The 18,398-nt window shown below is 71.5% G+C and carries 19 protein-coding genes; 18 read left to right on the top strand and 1 reads right to left on the bottom strand.

Going from position 1 to position 18,398, the window contains the following annotated elements; translation table 11 throughout:
• The first annotated feature begins 15 nt into the window (after window positions 1-15).
• The 15 genes from rpsD (at window position 16) to nusB (ending at window position 14,532) form a co-directional block, all read left to right on the top strand.
• The gene (rpsD, locus tag ACFY6S_RS30590; RefSeq protein WP_114622954.1) at window positions 16-630 is read left to right on the top strand and encodes a 30S ribosomal protein S4; all 615 of its coding nucleotides are present in this window, start codon (window positions 16-18) and stop codon (window positions 628-630) included.
• Between the two features lie 327 nt (window positions 631-957).
• The gene (locus tag ACFY6S_RS30595; RefSeq protein WP_388826031.1) at window positions 958-1,380 is read left to right on the top strand and encodes a DUF948 domain-containing protein; all 423 of its coding nucleotides are present in this window, start codon (window positions 958-960) and stop codon (window positions 1,378-1,380) included.
• Window positions 1,381-1,387: 7 nt separating this feature from the next.
• On the top strand, window positions 1,388-1,714 hold the full coding sequence (locus ACFY6S_RS30600; RefSeq protein WP_388826028.1) for a DUF6167 family protein: 327 nt from the start codon (window positions 1,388-1,390) through the stop codon (window positions 1,712-1,714).
• A complete protein-coding gene (alaS, locus tag ACFY6S_RS30605) occupies window positions 1,714-4,383 on the top strand; it encodes an alanine--tRNA ligase (protein ID WP_388826025.1) in 2,670 nt (889 codons plus the stop codon). The genes ACFY6S_RS30600 and alaS overlap by 1 nt, the downstream gene beginning before the upstream one ends.
• Window positions 4,380-4,853: a Holliday junction resolvase RuvX gene (ruvX, locus tag ACFY6S_RS30610; RefSeq protein WP_388826805.1), complete on the top strand. Its 474-nt coding sequence runs from the start codon at window positions 4,380-4,382 to the stop codon at window positions 4,851-4,853. Before alaS ends, ruvX begins: the two co-directional genes overlap by 4 nt.
• Window positions 4,854-4,976: 123 nt before the next feature.
• Complete coding sequence (gene mltG / locus ACFY6S_RS30615; RefSeq protein ID WP_388826022.1) at window positions 4,977-6,827, top strand: endolytic transglycosylase MltG; 1,851 nt, start codon at window positions 4,977-4,979, stop codon at window positions 6,825-6,827.
• A complete protein-coding gene (locus ACFY6S_RS30620; protein WP_388826020.1) occupies window positions 6,805-7,641 on the top strand; it encodes a shikimate dehydrogenase in 837 nt (278 codons plus the stop codon). The genes mltG and ACFY6S_RS30620 overlap by 23 nt, the downstream gene beginning before the upstream one ends.
• A 195-nt stretch (window positions 7,642-7,836) precedes the next feature.
• Window positions 7,837-9,021, top strand: coding sequence for a chorismate synthase (aroC, locus tag ACFY6S_RS30625; protein ID WP_388826017.1), 1,185 nt, complete (start codon window positions 7,837-7,839; stop codon window positions 9,019-9,021).
• Window positions 9,018-9,611 (top strand): shikimate kinase, encoded by a 594-nt coding sequence (locus ACFY6S_RS30630; RefSeq protein WP_388826014.1) that lies wholly within the window; start codon window positions 9,018-9,020, stop codon window positions 9,609-9,611. Before aroC ends, ACFY6S_RS30630 begins: the two co-directional genes overlap by 4 nt.
• Window positions 9,608-10,702: a 3-dehydroquinate synthase gene (gene aroB, locus ACFY6S_RS30635; RefSeq protein WP_388826011.1), complete on the top strand. Its 1,095-nt coding sequence runs from the start codon at window positions 9,608-9,610 to the stop codon at window positions 10,700-10,702. Before ACFY6S_RS30630 ends, aroB begins: the two co-directional genes overlap by 4 nt.
• Entirely contained in the window at window positions 10,699-11,139 is a 441-nt protein-coding gene (gene aroQ, locus ACFY6S_RS30640; RefSeq protein WP_388826008.1) for a type II 3-dehydroquinate dehydratase, read from the top strand. Before aroB ends, aroQ begins: the two co-directional genes overlap by 4 nt.
• Window positions 11,140-11,322: 183 nt before the next feature.
• Window positions 11,323-12,258, top strand: a complete 936-nt coding sequence (locus ACFY6S_RS30645; protein ID WP_388826005.1) for an AAA family ATPase — start codon at window positions 11,323-11,325, stop codon at window positions 12,256-12,258.
• A 108-nt stretch (window positions 12,259-12,366) separates the two neighbouring features.
• Window positions 12,367-13,473 (top strand): M24 family metallopeptidase, encoded by a 1,107-nt coding sequence (locus ACFY6S_RS30650; protein ID WP_388826002.1) that lies wholly within the window; start codon window positions 12,367-12,369, stop codon window positions 13,471-13,473.
• A 61-nt stretch (window positions 13,474-13,534) separates the two neighbouring features.
• Window positions 13,535-14,101, top strand: coding sequence for an elongation factor P (gene efp / locus ACFY6S_RS30655; protein ID WP_329070315.1), 567 nt, complete (start codon window positions 13,535-13,537; stop codon window positions 14,099-14,101).
• Window positions 14,102-14,103: 2 nt separating this feature from the next.
• A complete protein-coding gene (gene nusB / locus ACFY6S_RS30660; RefSeq protein ID WP_329070317.1) occupies window positions 14,104-14,532 on the top strand; it encodes a transcription antitermination factor NusB in 429 nt (142 codons plus the stop codon).
• A 92-nt stretch (window positions 14,533-14,624) separates the two neighbouring features.
• On the opposite strand, the gene bldD is transcribed toward nusB, so the two are convergent.
• Window positions 14,625-15,125, bottom strand: a complete 501-nt coding sequence (bldD, locus tag ACFY6S_RS30665) for a transcriptional regulator BldD (RefSeq protein ID WP_030355502.1) — start codon at window positions 15,123-15,125, stop codon at window positions 14,625-14,627.
• Between the two features lie 268 nt (window positions 15,126-15,393).
• On the opposite strand from bldD, the gene pyrR reads away from it, so the two are divergent.
• The 3 genes from pyrR to ACFY6S_RS30680 all read left to right on the top strand — a co-directional run bounded on the left by pyrR (window position 15,394) and on the right by ACFY6S_RS30680 (window position 18,398).
• Window positions 15,394-15,975 carry a bifunctional pyr operon transcriptional regulator/uracil phosphoribosyltransferase PyrR gene (gene pyrR / locus ACFY6S_RS30670; RefSeq protein ID WP_388825998.1) on the top strand — a complete coding sequence of 194 codons (582 nt, stop codon included), beginning with the start codon at window positions 15,394-15,396 and terminating at the stop codon, window positions 15,973-15,975.
• 117 nt (window positions 15,976-16,092) lie between these two features.
• On the top strand, window positions 16,093-17,109 hold the full coding sequence (locus ACFY6S_RS30675) for an aspartate carbamoyltransferase catalytic subunit (RefSeq protein ID WP_388825995.1): 1,017 nt from the start codon (window positions 16,093-16,095) through the stop codon (window positions 17,107-17,109).
• 2 nt (window positions 17,110-17,111) lie between these two features.
• Window positions 17,112-18,398: a dihydroorotase gene (locus ACFY6S_RS30680; RefSeq protein ID WP_388825992.1), complete on the top strand. Its 1,287-nt coding sequence runs from the start codon at window positions 17,112-17,114 to the stop codon at window positions 18,396-18,398.

The raw sequence follows: 18,398 nt of genomic DNA on the forward strand, positions 1-18,398 counted from the left end.
GGAGGTCTGGAGAACGTGCCTAACCAGTCGCGTCCCAAGGTCAAGAAGTCACGCGCGCTCGGTATCGCGCTGACGCCGAAGGCTGTCAAGTACTTCGAGGCCCGTCCGTACCCGCCGGGCGAGCACGGCCGCGGACGCAAGCAGAACAGTGACTACAAGGTCCGTCTGCTGGAGAAGCAGCGCCTGCGTGCGCAGTACGACATCAGCGAGCGCCAGATGGCCCGCGCCTACGACCGCGCCAAGAAGGCCGGCGGCAAGACCGGCGAGGCGCTCGTCGTCGAGCTGGAGCGCCGCCTGGACGCCCTGGTCCTGCGGTCGGGCATCGCCCGCACCATCTACCAGGCCCGCCAGATGGTCGTCCACGGTCACATCGAGGTCAACGGTGGCAAGGTCGACAAGCCGTCGTTCCGCGTCCGTCCCGACGACGTCGTGATGGTCCGCGAGCGCAGCCGTGACAAGGTTCCGTTCCAGGTCGCCCGTGAGGGTGGCTACGACACGGACGGCGAGACCCCGCGCTACCTCCAGGTCAACCTGAAGGCCCTCGCGTTCCGTCTCGACCGTGACCCGAACCGCAAGGAAATCCCGGTCATCTGCGACGAGCAGCTCGTCGTCGAGTACTACGCCCGCTGACGCTCCGCGCCCGCTCACCCGGGCGCGACAGCATCATCCCGGCGAGTCGGCCCGTCGATTCCCCGCCCCGCGTGGTGGGGGAGTCGGCGGGCTTCCGCGTTCCCGGGGATGCCCCGGCCGGGTCCCCCGGCCTCGGGGGCGCACGGGGCGCCACACCGGAGGAATCGACCGACCGCGCTCCGTACCGTCGTTCAGGCCGCTTTCCGCCCGAACCCCGGCCGCCCGCCGGTAATCCGGTACGGGACGCGACCACCGGCGCGATAAGGTCGGAGGACGACTTTCCAGTCGCCTTCCAGATGACCGTCGACGATCAGGGAGCGGTGCGGCGTGACCGGTGGAGAGGTTGCCGGGATCCTGGTGGCCGTGTTCTGGGCCATCCTGGTCTCCTTCCTGGCCGTGGTGCTGGTGAGACTGGCCCAGACGCTCAGGGCGACGACCAGACTGGTGGCGGACGTCACCGAACAGGCGGTGCCGCTGCTGGCCGACGCCTCGGCGACCGTCCGCTCGGCGCAGACCCAGCTCGACCGGGTCGACGCCATCGCGTCGGACGTCCAGGAAGTCACCTCCAACGCCTCCGCCCTCTCCACCACGGTCGCCTCGACCTTCGGCGGACCGCTGGTGAAGGTCGCGGCCTTCGGATACGGCGTACGGCAGGCCATGGGCCGCAGGGGCGCGCCCGCCCCCGCCGAGGGACCGGTGGTCGTCGGCCGCACCCTGCCGGCCGTCCGGCGCAGGAAGAGGAAGGGCTGACGCAGCGATGTTCCGCCGTACGTTCTGGTTCACCGCGGGCGCGGCCGCCGGAGTCTGGGCCACCACCAAGGTCAACCGCAAGCTCAAGCAGCTGACCCCGGAGAGCCTCGCCGCGCAGGCCGCCAACAAGGCGATCGACGCCGGTCACAAGGTCAGGGAGTTCGCCGTCGACGTGAGGTCGGGCATGGTGCGGCGGGAAGCCGAACTGGGCGAGGCACTCGGCCTGGAGGCGACGGCCGACCCGGCACTGCCCGCGCCCCGGCGGCTCGCCGCCATCGAACGCCCCCGAACCACACACCCCTGCAACCCGCACAACCGGAATGAGGACCACTGATGGAGTCGGCTGAAATTCGTCGCCGCTGGCTGAGCTTCTTCGAGGAGCGCGGTCACACCGTCGTCCCTTCGGCGTCGCTCATCGCGGACGACCCGACTCTGCTGCTGGTCCCGGCGGGCATGGTGCCCTTCAAGCCGTACTTCCTCGGCGAGGTCAAGCCGCCCGCCCCGCGCGCCACCAGCGTGCAGAAGTGCGTCCGGACGCCCGACATCGAAGAGGTCGGCAAGACCACCCGGCACGGCACGTTCTTCCAGATGTGCGGCAACTTCTCCTTCGGCGACTACTTCAAGGAAGGCGCCATCGCCTACGCCTGGGAGCTGCTCACCAGCTCCGTGGCGGACGGCGGCTACGGCCTGGAGCCGGAGAAGCTCTGGATCACCGTCTACCTGGACGACGACGAGGCCGAGCGGATCTGGCGCGAGAAGATCGGCGTGCCCGCCGAGCGCATCCAGCGCCTCGGCAAGAAGGACAACTTCTGGTCCATGGGCGTGCCGGGACCCTGCGGCCCCTGCTCCGAGATCAACTACGACCGGGGCCCCGAGTTCGGCGTCGAGGGCGGCCCGGCCGTCAACGACGAGCGCTACGTGGAGATCTGGAACCTGGTCTTCATGCAGTTCGAGCGCGGCGCCGGCGAGGACAAGGAGAACTTCCCGATCCTCGGCGACCTGCCGTCGAAGAACATCGACACGGGTCTCGGCCTCGAACGTCTCGCCATGATCCTCCAGGGCGTACAGAACATGTACGAGACCGACACCCTGCGCGTCGTCATGGACAGGGCCACCGAGCTGACCGGTGTCCGCTACGGCGCCGAGCACGGCTCCGACGTCTCGCTCCGGGTCGTCGCCGACCACATCCGTACGTCGGTGATGCTCATCGGCGACGGTGTCACCCCCGGCAACGAGGGACGCGGCTACGTGCTGCGCCGCATCATGCGCCGCGCCATCCGCAACATGCGGCTGCTGGGCGCCACCGGGCCGGTCGTCGCCGCCCTGGTCGACGTGGTCGTCAGCACCATGGGTGAGCAGTACCCGGAGCTGGAGACCGACCGCAAGCGCATCGAGACCGTGGCTCTCGCCGAGGAGGCCGCCTTCCTCAAGGCCCTCAAGGGCGGAACCAACATCCTCGACACCGCCGTCACCGAGACCAAGGCCGCCGGCGGCCGGGTCCTCGCCGGCGACAAGGCGTTCCTGCTCCACGACACCTGGGGCTTCCCGATCGACCTCACCCTGGAGATGGCCGCCGAACAGGGCCTGTCCGTGGACGAGGACGGATTCCGCCGCCTCATGAAGGAGCAGCGGGAGCGCGCCAAGGCCGACGCCAAGGCCAAGAAGTCCGGCCACGCCGACCTCTCCGCCTACCGCGCGGTCGCGGACGCCGGCGGCTCCACCGAGTTCACCGGCTACACCGCCACCGAGGGCGAGTCGACGGTCGTCGGCCTGCTCGTCGACGGAGTCTCCTCGCCCGCCGCCACCGAGGGCGACGAGGTCGAGGTCGTACTCGACCGGACCCCGTTCTACGCCGAGGGCGGCGGTCAGCTCGCCGACCAGGGCCGGATCAGGCTCGACAGCGGCGCCGTCATCCAGGTCCGCGACGTCCAGCAGCCGGTCCCCGGCGTCTCCGTGCACAAGGGGTTCGTGCAGGTCGGCGAGGTGACCGTGGGAGCCTCTGCCTACGCCGCCATCGACCTGAACCGCCGCCGGGCCATCGCCCGCGCCCACAGCGCCACGCACCTCACCCACCAGGCGCTGCGCGACGCCCTCGGCCCGACGGCCGCCCAGGCGGGCTCGGAGAACTCGCCGGGCCGGTTCCGCTTCGACTTCGGCTCGCCCGCCGCCGTACCCGGCACGGTCCTGCTCGATGTCGAGCAGAAGATCAACGAGGTGCTGGCCAGGGAGCTGGACGTCCAGGCCGAGGTCATGTCCATCGACGAGGCCAAGAAGCAGGGCGCCATCGCCGAGTTCGGCGAGAAGTACGGCGAGCGGGTCCGCGTCGTGACCATCGGGGACTTCTCCAAGGAGCTGTGCGGCGGCACGCACGTCCACAACACCGCCCAGCTCGGGCTGGTGAAGCTGCTCGGCGAGTCGTCCATCGGCTCGGGCGTGCGGCGCATCGAGGCCCTGGTCGGCGTGGACGCGTACAACTTCCTCGCCAAGGAGCACACCGTCGTCGCCCAGCTCCAGGAGCTGGTCAAGGGGCGCTCCGAGGAGCTCCCCGAGAGGATCGCGGCCATGCTCGGCAAGCTGAAGGACGCCGAGAAGGAGATCGAGAAGTTCCGCGCGGAGAAGGTGCTCGCCGCCGCCGCCGGACTCGTCGAGAGCGCGAAGGACATCCGGGGCACCGCTCTGGTCACCGGGCAGGTACCGGACGGCACCTCGGCCGACGACCTGCGCAAGCTGGTGCTCGACGTGCGGGGCCGCATCAGTGGCGACAGGCCGGCGGTCGTCGCCCTGTTCACCACGGCCAACGGACGCCCGCTCACGGTCATCGCCACCAACGAGGCGGCCAGGGGCCGCGGTCTCAAGGCCGGTGACCTGGTGCGTACCGCCGCCAAGACGCTCGGCGGCGGCGGTGGCGGCAAGCCCGACGTCGCCCAGGGCGGCGGTCAGAACCCCGAGGCGATCGGGGTCGCCGTGGCGGCCGTCGAGCGCCTCGTCGCCGAGACGGCCTGACGCCGGTGAGACGCGGACGCCGACTCGCGATCGACGTCGGGGACGCCCGGATCGGGGTCGCCTCGTGCGACCCCGACGGGATCCTCGCCACGCCGGTGGAGACCGTGCCGGGACGTGACGTCCCGGCCGCCCACCGGCGGCTGCGCCAGATCGTGGCCGAGTACGAGCCCATCGAAGTGCTGGTCGGTCTGCCGCGCTCCCTCAACGGGGGCGAGGGCCCGGCGGCGGCGAAGGTACGCGCCTTCGCCCGGGAGGTCGCGCTCGGCATCGCACCGCTGCCGGTACGACTGGTCGATGAGCGGATGAGCACGGTGACGGCCAGTCAGGGGCTGCGCGCTTCCGGCGTCACCTCCAAGAAAGGTCGCTCCGTCATCGACCAAGTGGCGGCGGTCGTCATCCTCCAGAGTGCCTTGGAGGCCGAACGGGTATCAGGTAATCCTCCCGGCGAGAGCGTCGAAGTGGTCATCTGATCGCGGTACGGTAACGTTCCGCGCGATGCGACAGCGTCCGAACAGCTGCTGCACAGAAAAGAGACGAAACGAACGCCGTGCCGCGAGGCTCAGTGGTCGTCCGCTCGCGGCTCAAGGGGATCGATGACTGACTATGGCCGGGGCCCCGGCTCCGAACCGTGGCACCCCGAGGACCCCTTGTTCGGGGATCAGGGGTGGCCGGCACAGCAGGCCGCTGACGCCGGCGCTCCCTACGGCGGGCCGCAGCAGCCGCATCAGCAGTACCCGCAGCAGGCCCAGCATCAGACGTACGCGGGCGGCGCCGACCCGTATCAGCAGCAGTACCACCAGCAGCATCAGCAGCATCAGCAGCAGGGTGGGCAGCAGCAGTACGACCCCCAGCAGTACGACGCCGGGCAGTACGGTGCGCAGCAGTACGGCGATCCGCAGTACGGCAACGGCCAGTACGGCGACCAGGCGCATGTCCAGCAGCCGCAGCAGCACGCTCCGCAGCACCAGCAGCAGGCCCCGTACCGGGACGCCCCGTACCAGGACCCCCAGTACATCGAGCCGCAGTACAACGACCCGCAGTACAACGGCGGTTGGGACTCGGGGCAGCAGTCCGGGATGCCGTACGGAGGCAACGCCTCCGGCCCCTACGAGGGCCAGCAGGGCGGCTACGGCGAGAACCACGACCCCTACGCCACCCCCGACGCCTACCCCCCGCCCCAGCCCCCCGGCCAGCGCCGCACCGAGCCCGAACCGCGGGCCGAGGACCCGGCGCAGCCGGAGCAGGGCGAGGAGGAGAAGGAGGACCACCCCTTCTTCACCGGCGAGGGAGGCGACGGCGACAGACCCGAGGCCGCGGCGACGAGCCGCGGCGACGGCCGCGAGGGCCGGGGCAAGTCGAAGAAGAAGGGCCGCAACGGCGTCGCCTGTCTGGTGGTCGCCGTGGTGCTGGTGGGCGGAGTGGGCGGCGTCAGCTACGTCGGCTTCCAGTTCTGGCAGAGCAAGTTCGGGCCGCCGCCGGACTACACGGGCACCGGCTCGGGCTCGGTGCAGATCGAGATCCCGCAGGGCGCCGGCGGCTACGAGATCGGCGCCATCCTGGTGAAGAACGGGATCGTCAAAAGCCAGCGCGCCTTCGTCTCCGCTCAGCGGGTGAACCCGAAGGGCAACACGATCCAGGCGGGTGTCTACACCCTCAGCAAGGAGATGTCCGCGGCGAACGCCGTGAAGACCATGCTGAGCCCCAACAGCCGCAACGCTCTGATCATCCCCGAGGGCACGCGGAATGTCACGGTCTACGCCAAGATCGACAAGCAGCTCGGCCTCGCCGCGGGCACCACACAGGGCGTCGCGAAGAAGGAAGCCGCCAACCTCGGCCTGCCCAAGTGGGCCAAGAGCGGCTCCCCGATAAAGGATCCGCTGGAGGGCTTCCTGTATCCCGCCAGCTACCCCGTCGCCAAGGGCACCAAACCCGAGGCCGTCCTGAAGAAGATGGTCTCCAGGGCGAACGCGGAGTACAGCAGGCTGGATCTTGAGGAGAACGCGAAGAAGCACGACCTCGAAAATCCCTGGCAGCTGCTCACCGTCGCCAGCCTCGTCCAGGCCGAGGGCAAGACGCACGACGACTTCCGTAAGATGGCCGAAGTCATCTACAACCGGCTCAAGCCCAGCAATACGGAGACGAACCAGCTGCTCCAGTTCGACTCCGCGTTCAACTACCTCAAGGGCCAGAGCAAGATCGACATCAGCGAGTCCGAGATCAACAAGAATCAGGACCCGTACAACACCTACACCCAGAAGGGCCTCACCCCCGGGCCCATCGGCAACCCGGGCAACGAGGCGCTGGCCGCCGCCCTGAACCCGACGGACGACGGCTGGCTCTACTTCGTGGCGACCGACGGTCAGCACAAGACCGAGTTCGCCAAGACCTATGCCGAGTTCGAGCCACTCAGGGACAAGTTCAATGACCGGAACAGCAACGGCTGAGGGGCGCCGCGCGGCCGTCCTGGGGTCGCCCATCGCACACTCCCTCTCACCCGTGCTGCACCGGGCCGCCTACCGCGAACTCGGCCTCGCCCACTGGTCGTACGACCGTTTCGAGGTGGACGAGGCCGGGCTCCCCGGTTTCCTCGCCGGGCTCGACGTCTCCTGGGCCGGGCTCTCTTTGACCATGCCGCTCAAGCGCGCCGTCTTCCCGCTGCTCGACGCGGTCACCGAAACCGCCGCGTCGGTGGAGGCCGTCAATACGGTCGTCCTCGGCGCGGACGGCCGGCGCACCGGTGACAACACCGACATCCCCGGCATGGTCGCGGCCCTGCGCGAGCGTGGCGTCGAGAAGGCCGAGTCCGCCGCCGTCCTCGGGGCGGGCGCGACCGCGTCGTCCGCCGTCGCGGCGCTCTCCCGTATCTGTACGGGCCCGGTCACCGCGTATGTACGAGGCGAGGCCCGCGCCGCCGAGATGCGGGGCTGGGGCGAGCGGCTCGGCGTGGACATCCGTACCGCCCCCTGGTCGGAGGCCGCCGCCGCCTTCGACGCCCCGCTGGTGATCGCGACCACCCCGGCGGGCACCACCGACGCCCTCGCGGCGAGCGTCCCCGACCGCCCCGGCACGCTCTTCGACGTGCTGTACGAGCCGTGGCCCACCCCGCTGGCCTCGGCCTGGTCACGCGCGGGCGGCCGGGTCGTCTCGGGCCTCGACCTGCTCGTACACCAGGCCGTGCTCCAGGTGGAGCTGATGACGGGGCGGGCGCCCGCGCCGCTGGACGTGATGCGCGCGGCGGGCGAGAAAGCGCTGCGCTGACCGGCGCCGCCCGGTGGCGGGCGGTCGTCCGCGAGCCGGACGGATGCCCGTCCGAAGGCGGCGACGTGGGAGAATCGGCCCCGGCGGGCCGTGGCCGCGCACCCGGTCGTGCCGCCAGAGCCGCGACGGGCGACCGCCCGGCGCAAAGCCTGTCAGGAGGCACTGGCAGTCCAGGCGCGAGTATGAGGAGCACCGTTGAGCAGGTTGCGCTGGCTGACCGCGGGGGAGTCGCACGGCCCCGCACTCGTGGCGACACTGGAGGGTCTTCCCGCCGGTGTGCCCATCACCACGGAGATGGTGGCGGACCACCTCGCCCGGCGCCGCCTCGGTTACGGCCGCGGTGCGCGGATGAAGTTCGAGCAGGACGAGATCACGTTCCTCGGCGGCGTACGGCACGGACTGACCATGGGCTCGCCCGTCGCGATCATGGTGGGCAACACCGAGTGGCCCAAGTGGGAGCAGGTCATGTCGGCCGATCCGGTCGACCCCGCCGTGCTGGCCGAATCGGCCCGCAACGCGCCGCTGACCCGCCCCAGGCCCGGCCACGCCGACCTCGCCGGGATGCAGAAGTACGGCTTCGACGAGGCCAGGCCGGTCCTGGAGCGGGCCAGCGCGCGGGAGACCGCGGCGCGGGTCGCGCTCGGCGCCGTGGCGCGCTCGTACCTGAAGGAGACGGCCGGGATCGAGATCGTGTCCCATGTCGTCGAACTGGCCGCGGCCAAGGCCCCGTACGGGGTGTACCCCACCCCGGCCGATGTGGCGAAGCTGGACGCGGACCCGGTGCGCTGCCTGGACCCCGACGCGAGCGAGGCGATGGTCGCCGAGATCGACCAGGCCCACAAGGACGGCGACACGCTCGGCGGCGTCGTCGAGGTGCTGGCGTACGGTGTGCCGGTCGGGCTCGGCTCGCACGTCCACTGGGACCGCCGGCTGGACGCGCGGCTGGCCGCCGCGCTCATGGGCATTCAGGCGATCAAGGGCGTCGAGGTCGGTGACGGCTTCGGGCTCGCCCGGGTGCCCGGATCGCAGGCGCACGACGAGATCGTCCCGACCGACGAGGGCATCAGGCGCTCCTCGGGCCGCTCCGGCGGCACCGAGGGCGGGCTGACCACCGGTGAACTGCTGCGGGTACGGGCCGCGATGAAGCCCATCGCGACCGTGCCGCGCGCGCTCGCCACCGTGGACGTCGCCACCGGCGAGGCCACCAAGGCGCACCACCAGCGCTCCGACGTGTGCGCGGTGCCGGCCGCCGGCATCGTCGCCGAGGCCATGGTCGCGCTGACCCTGGCCGACGCGGTCGCGGAGAAGTTCGGCGGCGACAGCGTCGCCGAGACGAGCCGCAACGTCCGTTCGTACCTCGACCACCTCCAGATCCGATGAGCGCGCCGGTCGTCGTGCTCGTCGGCCCCATGGGGGTCGGCAAGTCCACCGTCGGCGAACTGCTCTCGAAGCGGCTCGGGACGGCCTTCCGCGACAGCGACGCCGACATCGTCGCCGCCCAGGGGCGCCCGATCGCCGACATCTTCGTCGACGAGGGCGAGAGCCACTTCCGGGAGCTGGAGCGGGAAGCGGTACGGCTCGCGCTGGCCGAGCACACCGGTGTGCTGGCGCTCGGCGGCGGCGCGGTCCTCGACGCGTCCACGCGCGAGCTGCTCGCCGGGCTGCCCGTCGTCTATCTGACGATGGAGGTCGGCGAGGCGGTCAGGCGCTCCGGGCTGAACACGGCGCGTCCGCTGCTCGCCGTCAACCCCCGTCAGCAGTGGAAGCTGCTGATGGAGGCGCGCCGCCACCACTACACGGACGTGGCGCGGGTGGTCGTCCCGACCGACGACCGCACCCCGGAAGAGGTGGCGGAGGCGGTGCTGGACGCGCTGAGGCTGACACGGGTGCCGGCGCAGGAAGCGGATCAGACCGACAACCCCGGCGGCCCCGGTGACCCCGGTGCCCCGGGCAAGGAGAAGCAGGCATGACGGAGCAGACAGTCACCCGTATCCAGGTCGGCGGCACGGCGGGACACGACCCGTACGAGGTGCTGGTCGGCCGGCAGCTGCTCGGTGAGCTGCCCGCGCTGATCGGCCCGAGGGCCAAGCGCGTCGCGGTCCTGCACCCCGAGGCGCTCGCCGGGACCGGTGAGGCGCTGCGGCAGGATCTCGCGGACCAGGGGTACGAGGCGGTCGCCATCCAGGTGCCCAACGCCGAGGAGGCCAAGACCGTCGAGGTCGCCGCGTACTGCTGGAAGGCGCTCGGGCAGACCGGCTTCACCCGTACCGATGTGGTCGTCGGCGTGGGCGGCGGCGCCACCACCGACCTGGCCGGGTTCGTCGCGGCCACCTGGCTGCGCGGGGTGCGCTGGATCGCCGTGCCGACGACCGTGCTGGCCATGGTCGACGCGGCGGTCGGCGGCAAGACCGGGATCAACACCGCCGAGGGCAAGAACCTCGTCGGCGCCTTCCACCCGCCCGCCGGGGTCCTGTGCGACCTCGCCGCGCTGGACTCGCTGGGCGTCCACGACTACGTCAGCGGTCTCGCCGAGATCATCAAGGCGGGCTTCATCGCCGACCCGGCCATCCTCGATCTGGTCGAGTCCGATCCCGCAGCCGCCCGTACCCCCGCCGGGCCGCACACCGCCGAACTGATCGAGCGTTCGATCCGGGTGAAGGCCGAGGTCGTCTCCAACGACCTGAAGGAGTCCGGGCTCCGCGAGATCCTCAACTACGGTCACACCCTGGCGCACGCCATCGAGAAGAACGAGCGCTACAAGTGGCGGCACGGCGCGGCCGTCTCGGTCGGCATGGTCTTCGCCGCCGAACTGGGCCGGCTGGCGGGCCGGCTGGACGACGCGACCGCCGACCGGCACCGCGCCGTACTGGAGTCCGTCGGGCTGCCGCTGACCTACCGGGGCGACCAGTGGCCCAAGCTGCTGGAGACCATGAAGGTCGACAAGAAGTCGCGCGGCGACCTGCTGCGCTTCATCGTGCTGGACGGTCTGGCGAAGCCGACCGTACTGGAGGGCCCCGACCCCGCGGTGCTGCTCGCGGCGTACGGGGAGGTGTCGGCGTGAGCCGCCGGGTCCTCGTCCTGAACGGGCCCAATCTGGGACGGCTGGGCTCCCGGGAGCCCGACGTCTACGGATCCACCTCGTACCGGGGCCTGGTGGACGTCTGCCGGACGCTCGGCGGCGAGCTGGGCCTCGATGTGGAGGTGCGCGAGACGAACGACGAGGGTGAGCTGATCCGCTGGCTCCACGAAGCGGCGGACGCGGCGCTCCCGGTCGTGCTCAACCCAGGTGCTTTCACGCACTATTCGTACGCGATGCGGGACGCGGCGGCGCAGCGGACCGCGCCGCTGATCGAGGTGCACCTCTCCAACCCCTACACCCGCGAGGAGTTCCGGCACACCTCGGTGGTCGCGGCTGTCGCCAGCGGTACGGTCGCCGGTTTCGGCATCGGCTCGTACCGGCTCGCGCTGCGTGCGCTCGCGGACGAACTGGCGGGCTGACGGGGGCACGAGGGGAGACGGCGGGGCACGTCGAGCGGTTCCCCGCCGTTGTCACTGAGGTCACCCGACAGGCTCGGCGGCGGCCGGGGGCGGTACCGTTCGGTAGCGCGCCGCCCCGGGCCTCGCACCAGCGGGCCGGTGGCCGCCGACCAGCGTCAGTCGCACGAGACGGAGTGGCACCGGATGCAGCATTCACTCGGGGATCCGCTGCCTTCTCCCCAGGGCCCGGGACCCGGCGGGTGGGGCCCGCCGCCCCCGCCGCACCCGGCTCCGGGGCACCTCCCCGGACCGCAAGGACATCAGGGGCACCACCCCGCCGACCGGCAGGCTCCGGCGCCCCACGGGCCGGGACCGGCGCCGCGGCAGACGCCCGACCCCGCTCACGGCACGTACGGGGCACCGCCCACGCAGCCGCCACCCATGCCGCCTCCTGGACCGCCTTCGGGTCCCCCCGCCGGCGCGCCGTCCGGGCCGCCGCCGGACGTCACCGGCCATGTCCGGCTGCCGCCGGGCGGCCCCGTCACCCTGCCCGCCCCGCCCCGGACCGAGGGCGGCACGGGCACGGCGACCCTCGCCGTCCTGCTGATCGGCCCGGCCGGCGCGGGCAAGACGACCGTGGCGCGCCACTGGGCGCACACCCGCCGGGCGCCCACCGCGCACATCAGCCTGGACGATGTCCGCGAGTGGGTCCGCGCCGGCTTCGCCGATCCGCAGAGCGGGTGGAACGAGCACTCCGAGGCGCAGTACCGGCTGGCCCGCCGCACCTGCGGCTTCGCCGCCCGCAACTTCCTGGCCAACGGCATCTCCTGCATCCTGGACGACGCCGTCTTCCCGGACCGCCCGGTGGTCGGCCTCGGCGGCTGGAAGCGCCACGTCGGACCGGGGCTGCTGCCGGTCGTGCTGCTCCCCGGTCTGGAGATCGTGCTGGAGCGCAACGCCGAGCGCAGCGGCAACCGGCGGCTCGCGGACGAGGAAGTGGCCGGAATCCACGGCCGGATGGCGGGCTGGTACGGCTCGGGGCTGCCGATCATCGACAACTCCGGCTACGACGTGGAGACCACCGCCCGGGTCCTGGACGATGTCCTGGCCCGCTCGCTGGCCAGCCCGCCCAGCTGGTGACACGGGGTCCCCGCGCCACCGGCGCGGGGTCTCCGGCCGGTGACGGGTACTCGCCCGTCCGGACGCGCTGAACCGGCCGGGTGACGGGGCCGCTCGTACGATCGGGTCATGTCAGACGTGTACGCGGCCCGCCGCGCGCGGCTGCGGGACCGGTACGCCGCGGCGGGCGGCACGGCGGCTCTGGTCTCGCGCCCCGCCAACGTCCGCTATCTCGCGGGCGGGGCGCCGCCGGGCGCCGTGCTGCTGCTCGGGCCCGGCGAGGACACGCTGCTCTGCCCCCCTGCCGCCACCGAGGACGACGGGGGTGTGCGGATCGACGATCGGCTGCGAATCTCGGTGCTGCCCACCGCCACCGGGGACCCCGCGGTCGCCGCCGCCGGGCTGCTCGGTACCTCGGCCGCCGGGTCGCTGGCCGTCGAGGAGCATCATCTGACGGTCTCCCGGCACCGGGCGATCGGCGCGGTCGCGCCCCGGCTGGTCCTCACGGATCTGGCCGGCGCCGTCGAACAGCAGCGGATCGTCAAGGACGAGGCGGAGATCGCCTGTCTGCGGATCGCGGCGGAGATCGCCGACCAGGCGCTGGGGGAGCTCCTGGAGTCGATTCTGGTGGGCCGCACCGAACGTCATCTGGCGCTGGAACTGGAGCGGCGCCTGATCGACCACGGCGCCGACGGCCCCGCGTTCCCCACCAGCGTCGCCACCGGCCCGCACGCGGGCCGCGCCGGGCACCGTCCCTCGGACCGGCGGGTCGAGGAAGGTGATTTCCTCTTCGTCGGTCTCGGCGCCGAATACCGCGGATACCGGTGTCTGATCGGCCGCACGTTCGTCATCGGGACCTCTCCCGCCGACTGGCAGATCGAGTTGTACGAGCTGGTCTTCGCGGCACAACGCGCAGGTCGGGAGGGGCTGGTGCCGGGCACGGGCTACCGCGACGTGGACCGCGCGACCCGGCAGCCGCTGGAGGCGGCGGGGTACGGCGAGGGGCTCGCGCCCCGTACCGGACACGGCGTCGGGCTGGAAATCGAGGAGGACCCGCAGCTCGCCCCCGCCGCCATGGGTAAACTGGACGCTTGTGTGCCGGTCACCGTCGGACCGGGGGTCCACCTCCCGGGCCGGGGCGGTGTCCGGATCGCTGACACGCTCGTCGTCCGCCCCGAGGCGGACGGCGGACCCGAGCTACTCACCATCACGACCAAGGAACTGCTCGCGCTCTAGGACCTGTCCTGGCGCGTCGCCTCGGTCGTCCACCAGCTTCAGTCCAGGAGATTCCGCAACCGTGGCTTCCACGAACGACCTCAAGAACGGCCTGGTGCTCAAGCTCGACGGGGGCCAGCTCTGGTCCGTCGTCGAGTTCCAGCACGTCAAGCCCGGCAAGGGCCCGGCCTTTGTGCGCACCAAGCTGAAGAACGTGCTCTCCGGCAAGGTCGTCGACAAGACCTTCAACGCCGGTGTGAAGGTCGAGGTGGCCACCGTTGACCGCCGCGACATGCAGTTCTCGTACATGGACGGCGAGTACTTCGTCTTCATGGACCTGGACACGTACGACCAGCTGATGATCGACCGCAAGTCGGTCGGTGACGCGGCGAACTTCCTGATCGAGGGCTTCACCGCCACGGTCGCCACCCACGAGGGCGAGGTGCTCTACGTCGAGCTGCCCGCCGCCGTCGAGCTGGTCATCCAGCACACCGACCCGGGGGTCCAGGGCGACCGCTCCACCGGTGGCACCAAGCCGGCCACGCTGGAGACCGGTTACGAGATCGGTGTCCCGCTCTTCATCACCACCGGCGAGAAGATCAAGGTCGACACCCGCTCGGGCGACTACCTCGGCCGGGTGAACAGCTAACCGTGGCTGCCCGGAGCAACGCCCGCAAGCGGGCCTTCCAGATCCTCTTCGAGGCCGACCAGCGCGGGGAATCCGTGCAGACGGTCCTCGCGGACTGGGTGCGCCACTCCCGGAGCGACGACCGACAGCCCGCGGTCAACGAGTACACGATGGAGCTGGTCGAGGGGTACGCGGAGTTCGCGGCCCGGATCGACGAGCTGATCTCCACCTACGCCGTGGACTGGACGCTCGACCGGATGCCGGTCGCCGACCGGAACATCGTCCGGCTGGGCGCCTACGAGCTGGTGTGGGAGGACGGGACACCGGACGCGGTGGCGATCGACGAGGCGGTACAGCTCGCCAAGGAGTTCTCCACCGACGAGTCCCCGGCCTTCGTCAACGGCCTGCTGGGCCGTTTCAAGGGGCTCAAGCAGAACCTGCGCCGCGCTTAGGCCGTCCGAGCGCCACGACGCACCGGAGGGCGGCCCCGTACACGGATGTACGGGGCCGCCCTCCGGCGTTGACGAGGTGACGTTTCTGCCGGTCAGCCCTCTTCGTGGGCGACCGCGCGGCGCGCGTCCGCGTCCAGCACGCCCCAGCTGATGAGCTGCTCGGTCAGGACCGAGGGCGACTGGTCGTAGATCACGGCGAGGGTGCGCAGATCGTCCTGGCGGATCGACAGGACCTTGCCGTTGTAGTCGCCGCGCTGGCTCTGGATCGTCGCCGCGTAGCGCTGGAGGGGGCCCGCCTTCTCCTGCGGGACGTGGGCCAGCCGCTCCAGGTCGAGAACGAGCTTCGGCGGCGGCTCAGCGGCTCCGCCGGGCGTCGTGCCGGGAAGGAGCTCCTGCACCGGGACCCCGTAGAAATCCGCCAGCTCGGCGAGGCGCTGCACCGTGACCGCACGGTCCCCACGCTCGTACGAACCGACCACCACTGCCTTCCAACGGCCCTGGGACTTCTCCTCCACGCCATGGAGCGAGAGGCCCTGCTGGGTGCGGATGGCGCGGAGTTTGGCCCCGAGCTGCTTTGCGTATTCGCTGGACATATAGCTCCCCGGACGCTGGAACATCGTGCGGCTCCGCCGCGTGGCTGGTAACTCACTGTGAGGTTACGCAGCGTTACTTGGATGCGTCAAGCCGAAAGTGGAGTGACAAGGTCGGCAACGGTTCCGTACCGCGCTCCGTACCGCGTCCCCACCGGGCCGCGGCGGGGGTGGGCCCGAGCGGGGGCCGGACGCCCTGCTAGCCTGGGTGGCGTAATTTCGACGTCCTTTAAGATCCGTCCCGTGAGGCGGAGAAGGAGGTCCGTTTCGTATGGACACCAGCCCCACCAGTGAGAGCGGCGCCCGCGCCGTCCTGGAAGCCCCCGACATCGCACGGGTGCTGACCCGTATCGCCCACGAGATCGTCGAACGCGCCAAGGGCGCCGACGACGTGACGCTCCTCGGCATTCCGACCCGAGGCGTCTTCCTGGCCCGCCGACTGGCCGAAAAGCTCGCGGAGATCACCGGCCGCTCGATCCCGGTCGGCTCCCTCGACATCACCATGTACCGCGACGATCTGCGCCTGCGGCCCGCCCGCGCGCTGGCCCGCACCGACATCCCCGGCGACGGCGTGGACGGCCGCCTCGTGGTCCTCGTGGACGACGTCCTCTTCTCCGGCCGCACCATCCGCGCCGCGCTCGACGCCCTCGGCGACATCGGGCGCCCCCGGGCCGTGCAGCTGGCCGTCCTGGTCGACCGGGGCCACCGCGAGCTGCCCATCCGCGCGGACTACGTCGGCAAGAACCTCCCCACGTCGCTGCGGGAGACCGTGCGCGTCCAGCTCGCCGAGGAGGACGGCCGGGACACCGTGCTGCTCGGCCTCCAGCGGCCCGCCGGCCCCGGCGAGCGGTAGCGCGCCCCACCGTCCCCCGTACGCCTCCGTCCCGTACGGACGCGTCCGCGCGCCGCCCCGACGGACGGGCCCGCGCGCCCGCATGCCCGCACCCCAGACAACCGGAGCACTCTCCCGATGCTGCGCCTTCCAGGGGCAAGCCCCCGCACGCCCGGCCATCTCATCTCCGCCGGTGACCTCAGCCGCGAGGAGGCCGTACTGATCCTCGACACCGCCGAGGAGATGGCCCGGGTCGCCGACCGGCCGATCAAGAAGCTGCCGACCCTGCGCGGCCGCACCGTCGTCAACCTCTTCTTCGAGGACTCGACCCGCACCCGGATCTCCTTCGAGGCCGCCGCCAAGCGCCTGTCCGCCGACGTGATCAACTTCTCCGCGAAGGGCTCGTCCGTCTCCAAGGGCGAGTCGCTCAAGGACACCGCGCTGACCCTGGAGGCGATGGGCGCCGACGCCGTCGTCATCCGCCACCCCGCCTCCGGCGCGCCCTACCGGCTCGCCACCTCCGGCTGGATCGACGGCGCGGTCGTCAACGCCGGGGACGGCACCCACGAACACCCCACCCAGGCGCTGCTGGACGCCTTCACCCTGCGCCGCCGGCTGGTCGGCGCGGACGCCGGCCTGGGACGCGACCTGGAAGGGCGGCGGATCACGATCGTCGGCGACGTGCTGCACAGCCGGGTCGCCCGCTCGAACGTCCTGCTGCTGCACACGCTCGGCGCCCACGTGACGCTGGTCGCCCCGCCCACCCTCGTGCCGATCGGCGTCGAGCACTGGCCGTGCGAGGTCTCGTACGATCTGGACCGGGTGCTGCCCACGTCCGACGCCGTGATGATGCTGCGCGTGCAGCGCGAACGGATGAACGCCGCGTTCTTCCCGACCGAGCGCGAGTACGCGCGCCGCTACGGCCTGGACGGCGACCGGATGGGCCGGATGCCCGGCACCTCGGTCGTCATGCACCCCGGGCCGATGAACCGCGGTATGGAGATCACCGCCGAGGTCGCGGACTCCGACCGCTGCACCGCCGTCGAGCAGGTCACCAACGGAGTCTCGATCCGGATGGCCGTGCTCTACCTGCTGCTGGGCGGCAACGAGCCCGCCGTCACCACTTCCCGCCCGTCGTCCGAGGAGACCAAGTAACCATGAGCAAGACCATTGTCCGGGGCGCGCGGATCCTCGGCGGCGAGGTGCGCGACGTCCTGATCGACGGCGAGACCATCGAGGCCGTGGGCACCGGGCTGGACGCCGCCGGCGCCACCGTCGTGGAGGCCGGGGGACAGATCCTGCTGCCCGGCCTCGTCGATCTGCACACCCATCTGCGCGAGCCCGGCCGCGAGGACTCCGAGACCGTGCTGACCGGCACGAAGGCCGCCGCCGTCGGCGGCTTCACCGCCGTCCACGCCATGGCCAACACCTTCCCCGTCGCGGACACCGCCGGGGTCGTCGAGCAGGTCTGGCGGCTGGGCAGGGAGTCCGGCTACTGCGACGTGCAGCCGGTCGGCGCCGTCACCGTCGGCCTGGAGGGCAAGCACCTCGCCGAGCTGGGCGCCATGCACGACTCCGCCGCGGGCGTCCGGGTCTTCTCCGACGACGGCAAGTGCGTGGACGACGCCGTGATCATGCGCAGGGCGCTGGAGTACGTCAAGGCGTTCGACGGCGTCATCGCCCAGCACGCCCAGGAGCCCCGGCTCACCGAGGGCGCCCAGATGAACGAGGGTGTCGTCTCCGCCGAACTGGGGCTCGGCGGCTGGCCCGCGGTGGCCGAGGAATCGATCATCGCCCGCGATGTCCTGCTCGCCGCGCACGTCGGGTCCCGGGTGCACATCTGCCACCTCTCCACCGCCGGCTCCGTCGAGCTGGTGCGCTGGGCCAAGTCCAAGGGGTGGAACGTCACCGCCGAGGTCACCCCGCACCACCTGCTGCTCACCGACGAACTCGTACGGTCCTACAACCCCGTCTACAAGGTGAACCCGCCGCTGCGCACCGAGGCCGACGTCCTCGCCCTGCGCGCCGCCCTCGCCGACGGCACGATCGACTGCGTCGCCACCGACCACGCCCCGCACCCGCACGAGGACAAGGACTGCGAGTGGGCCGCCGCCGCCATGGGCATGGTGGGGCTGGAGACCGCGCTGTCCGTGGTCCAGGAGACGATGGTGGACACCGGACTGCTCGACTGGGCCGGGGTCGCCGACCGGATGTCGTTCCGCCCGGCGCGCATCGGCCGTCTCGAAGGGCACGGCCGTCCCGTCTCGGCAGGCGAGCCCGCCAACCTGACCCTGGTCGATCCGGCATACCGTGGAGCGGTGGACCCCGCGGGTTTCGCCTCCCGCAGCCGCAACACCCCCTACGAGGGCCGAGAGCTGCCGGGACGCGTGACCCACACCTTCCTCCGGGGCCGCGCCACGGTCGTCGAGGGGAATCTGGCGTGA

Origin of the sequence: Streptomyces sp. NPDC012835 (assembly GCF_042900885.1) — a bacterium.
Classification (GTDB): Bacteria; Actinomycetota; Actinomycetes; order Streptomycetales; family Streptomycetaceae; genus Streptomyces.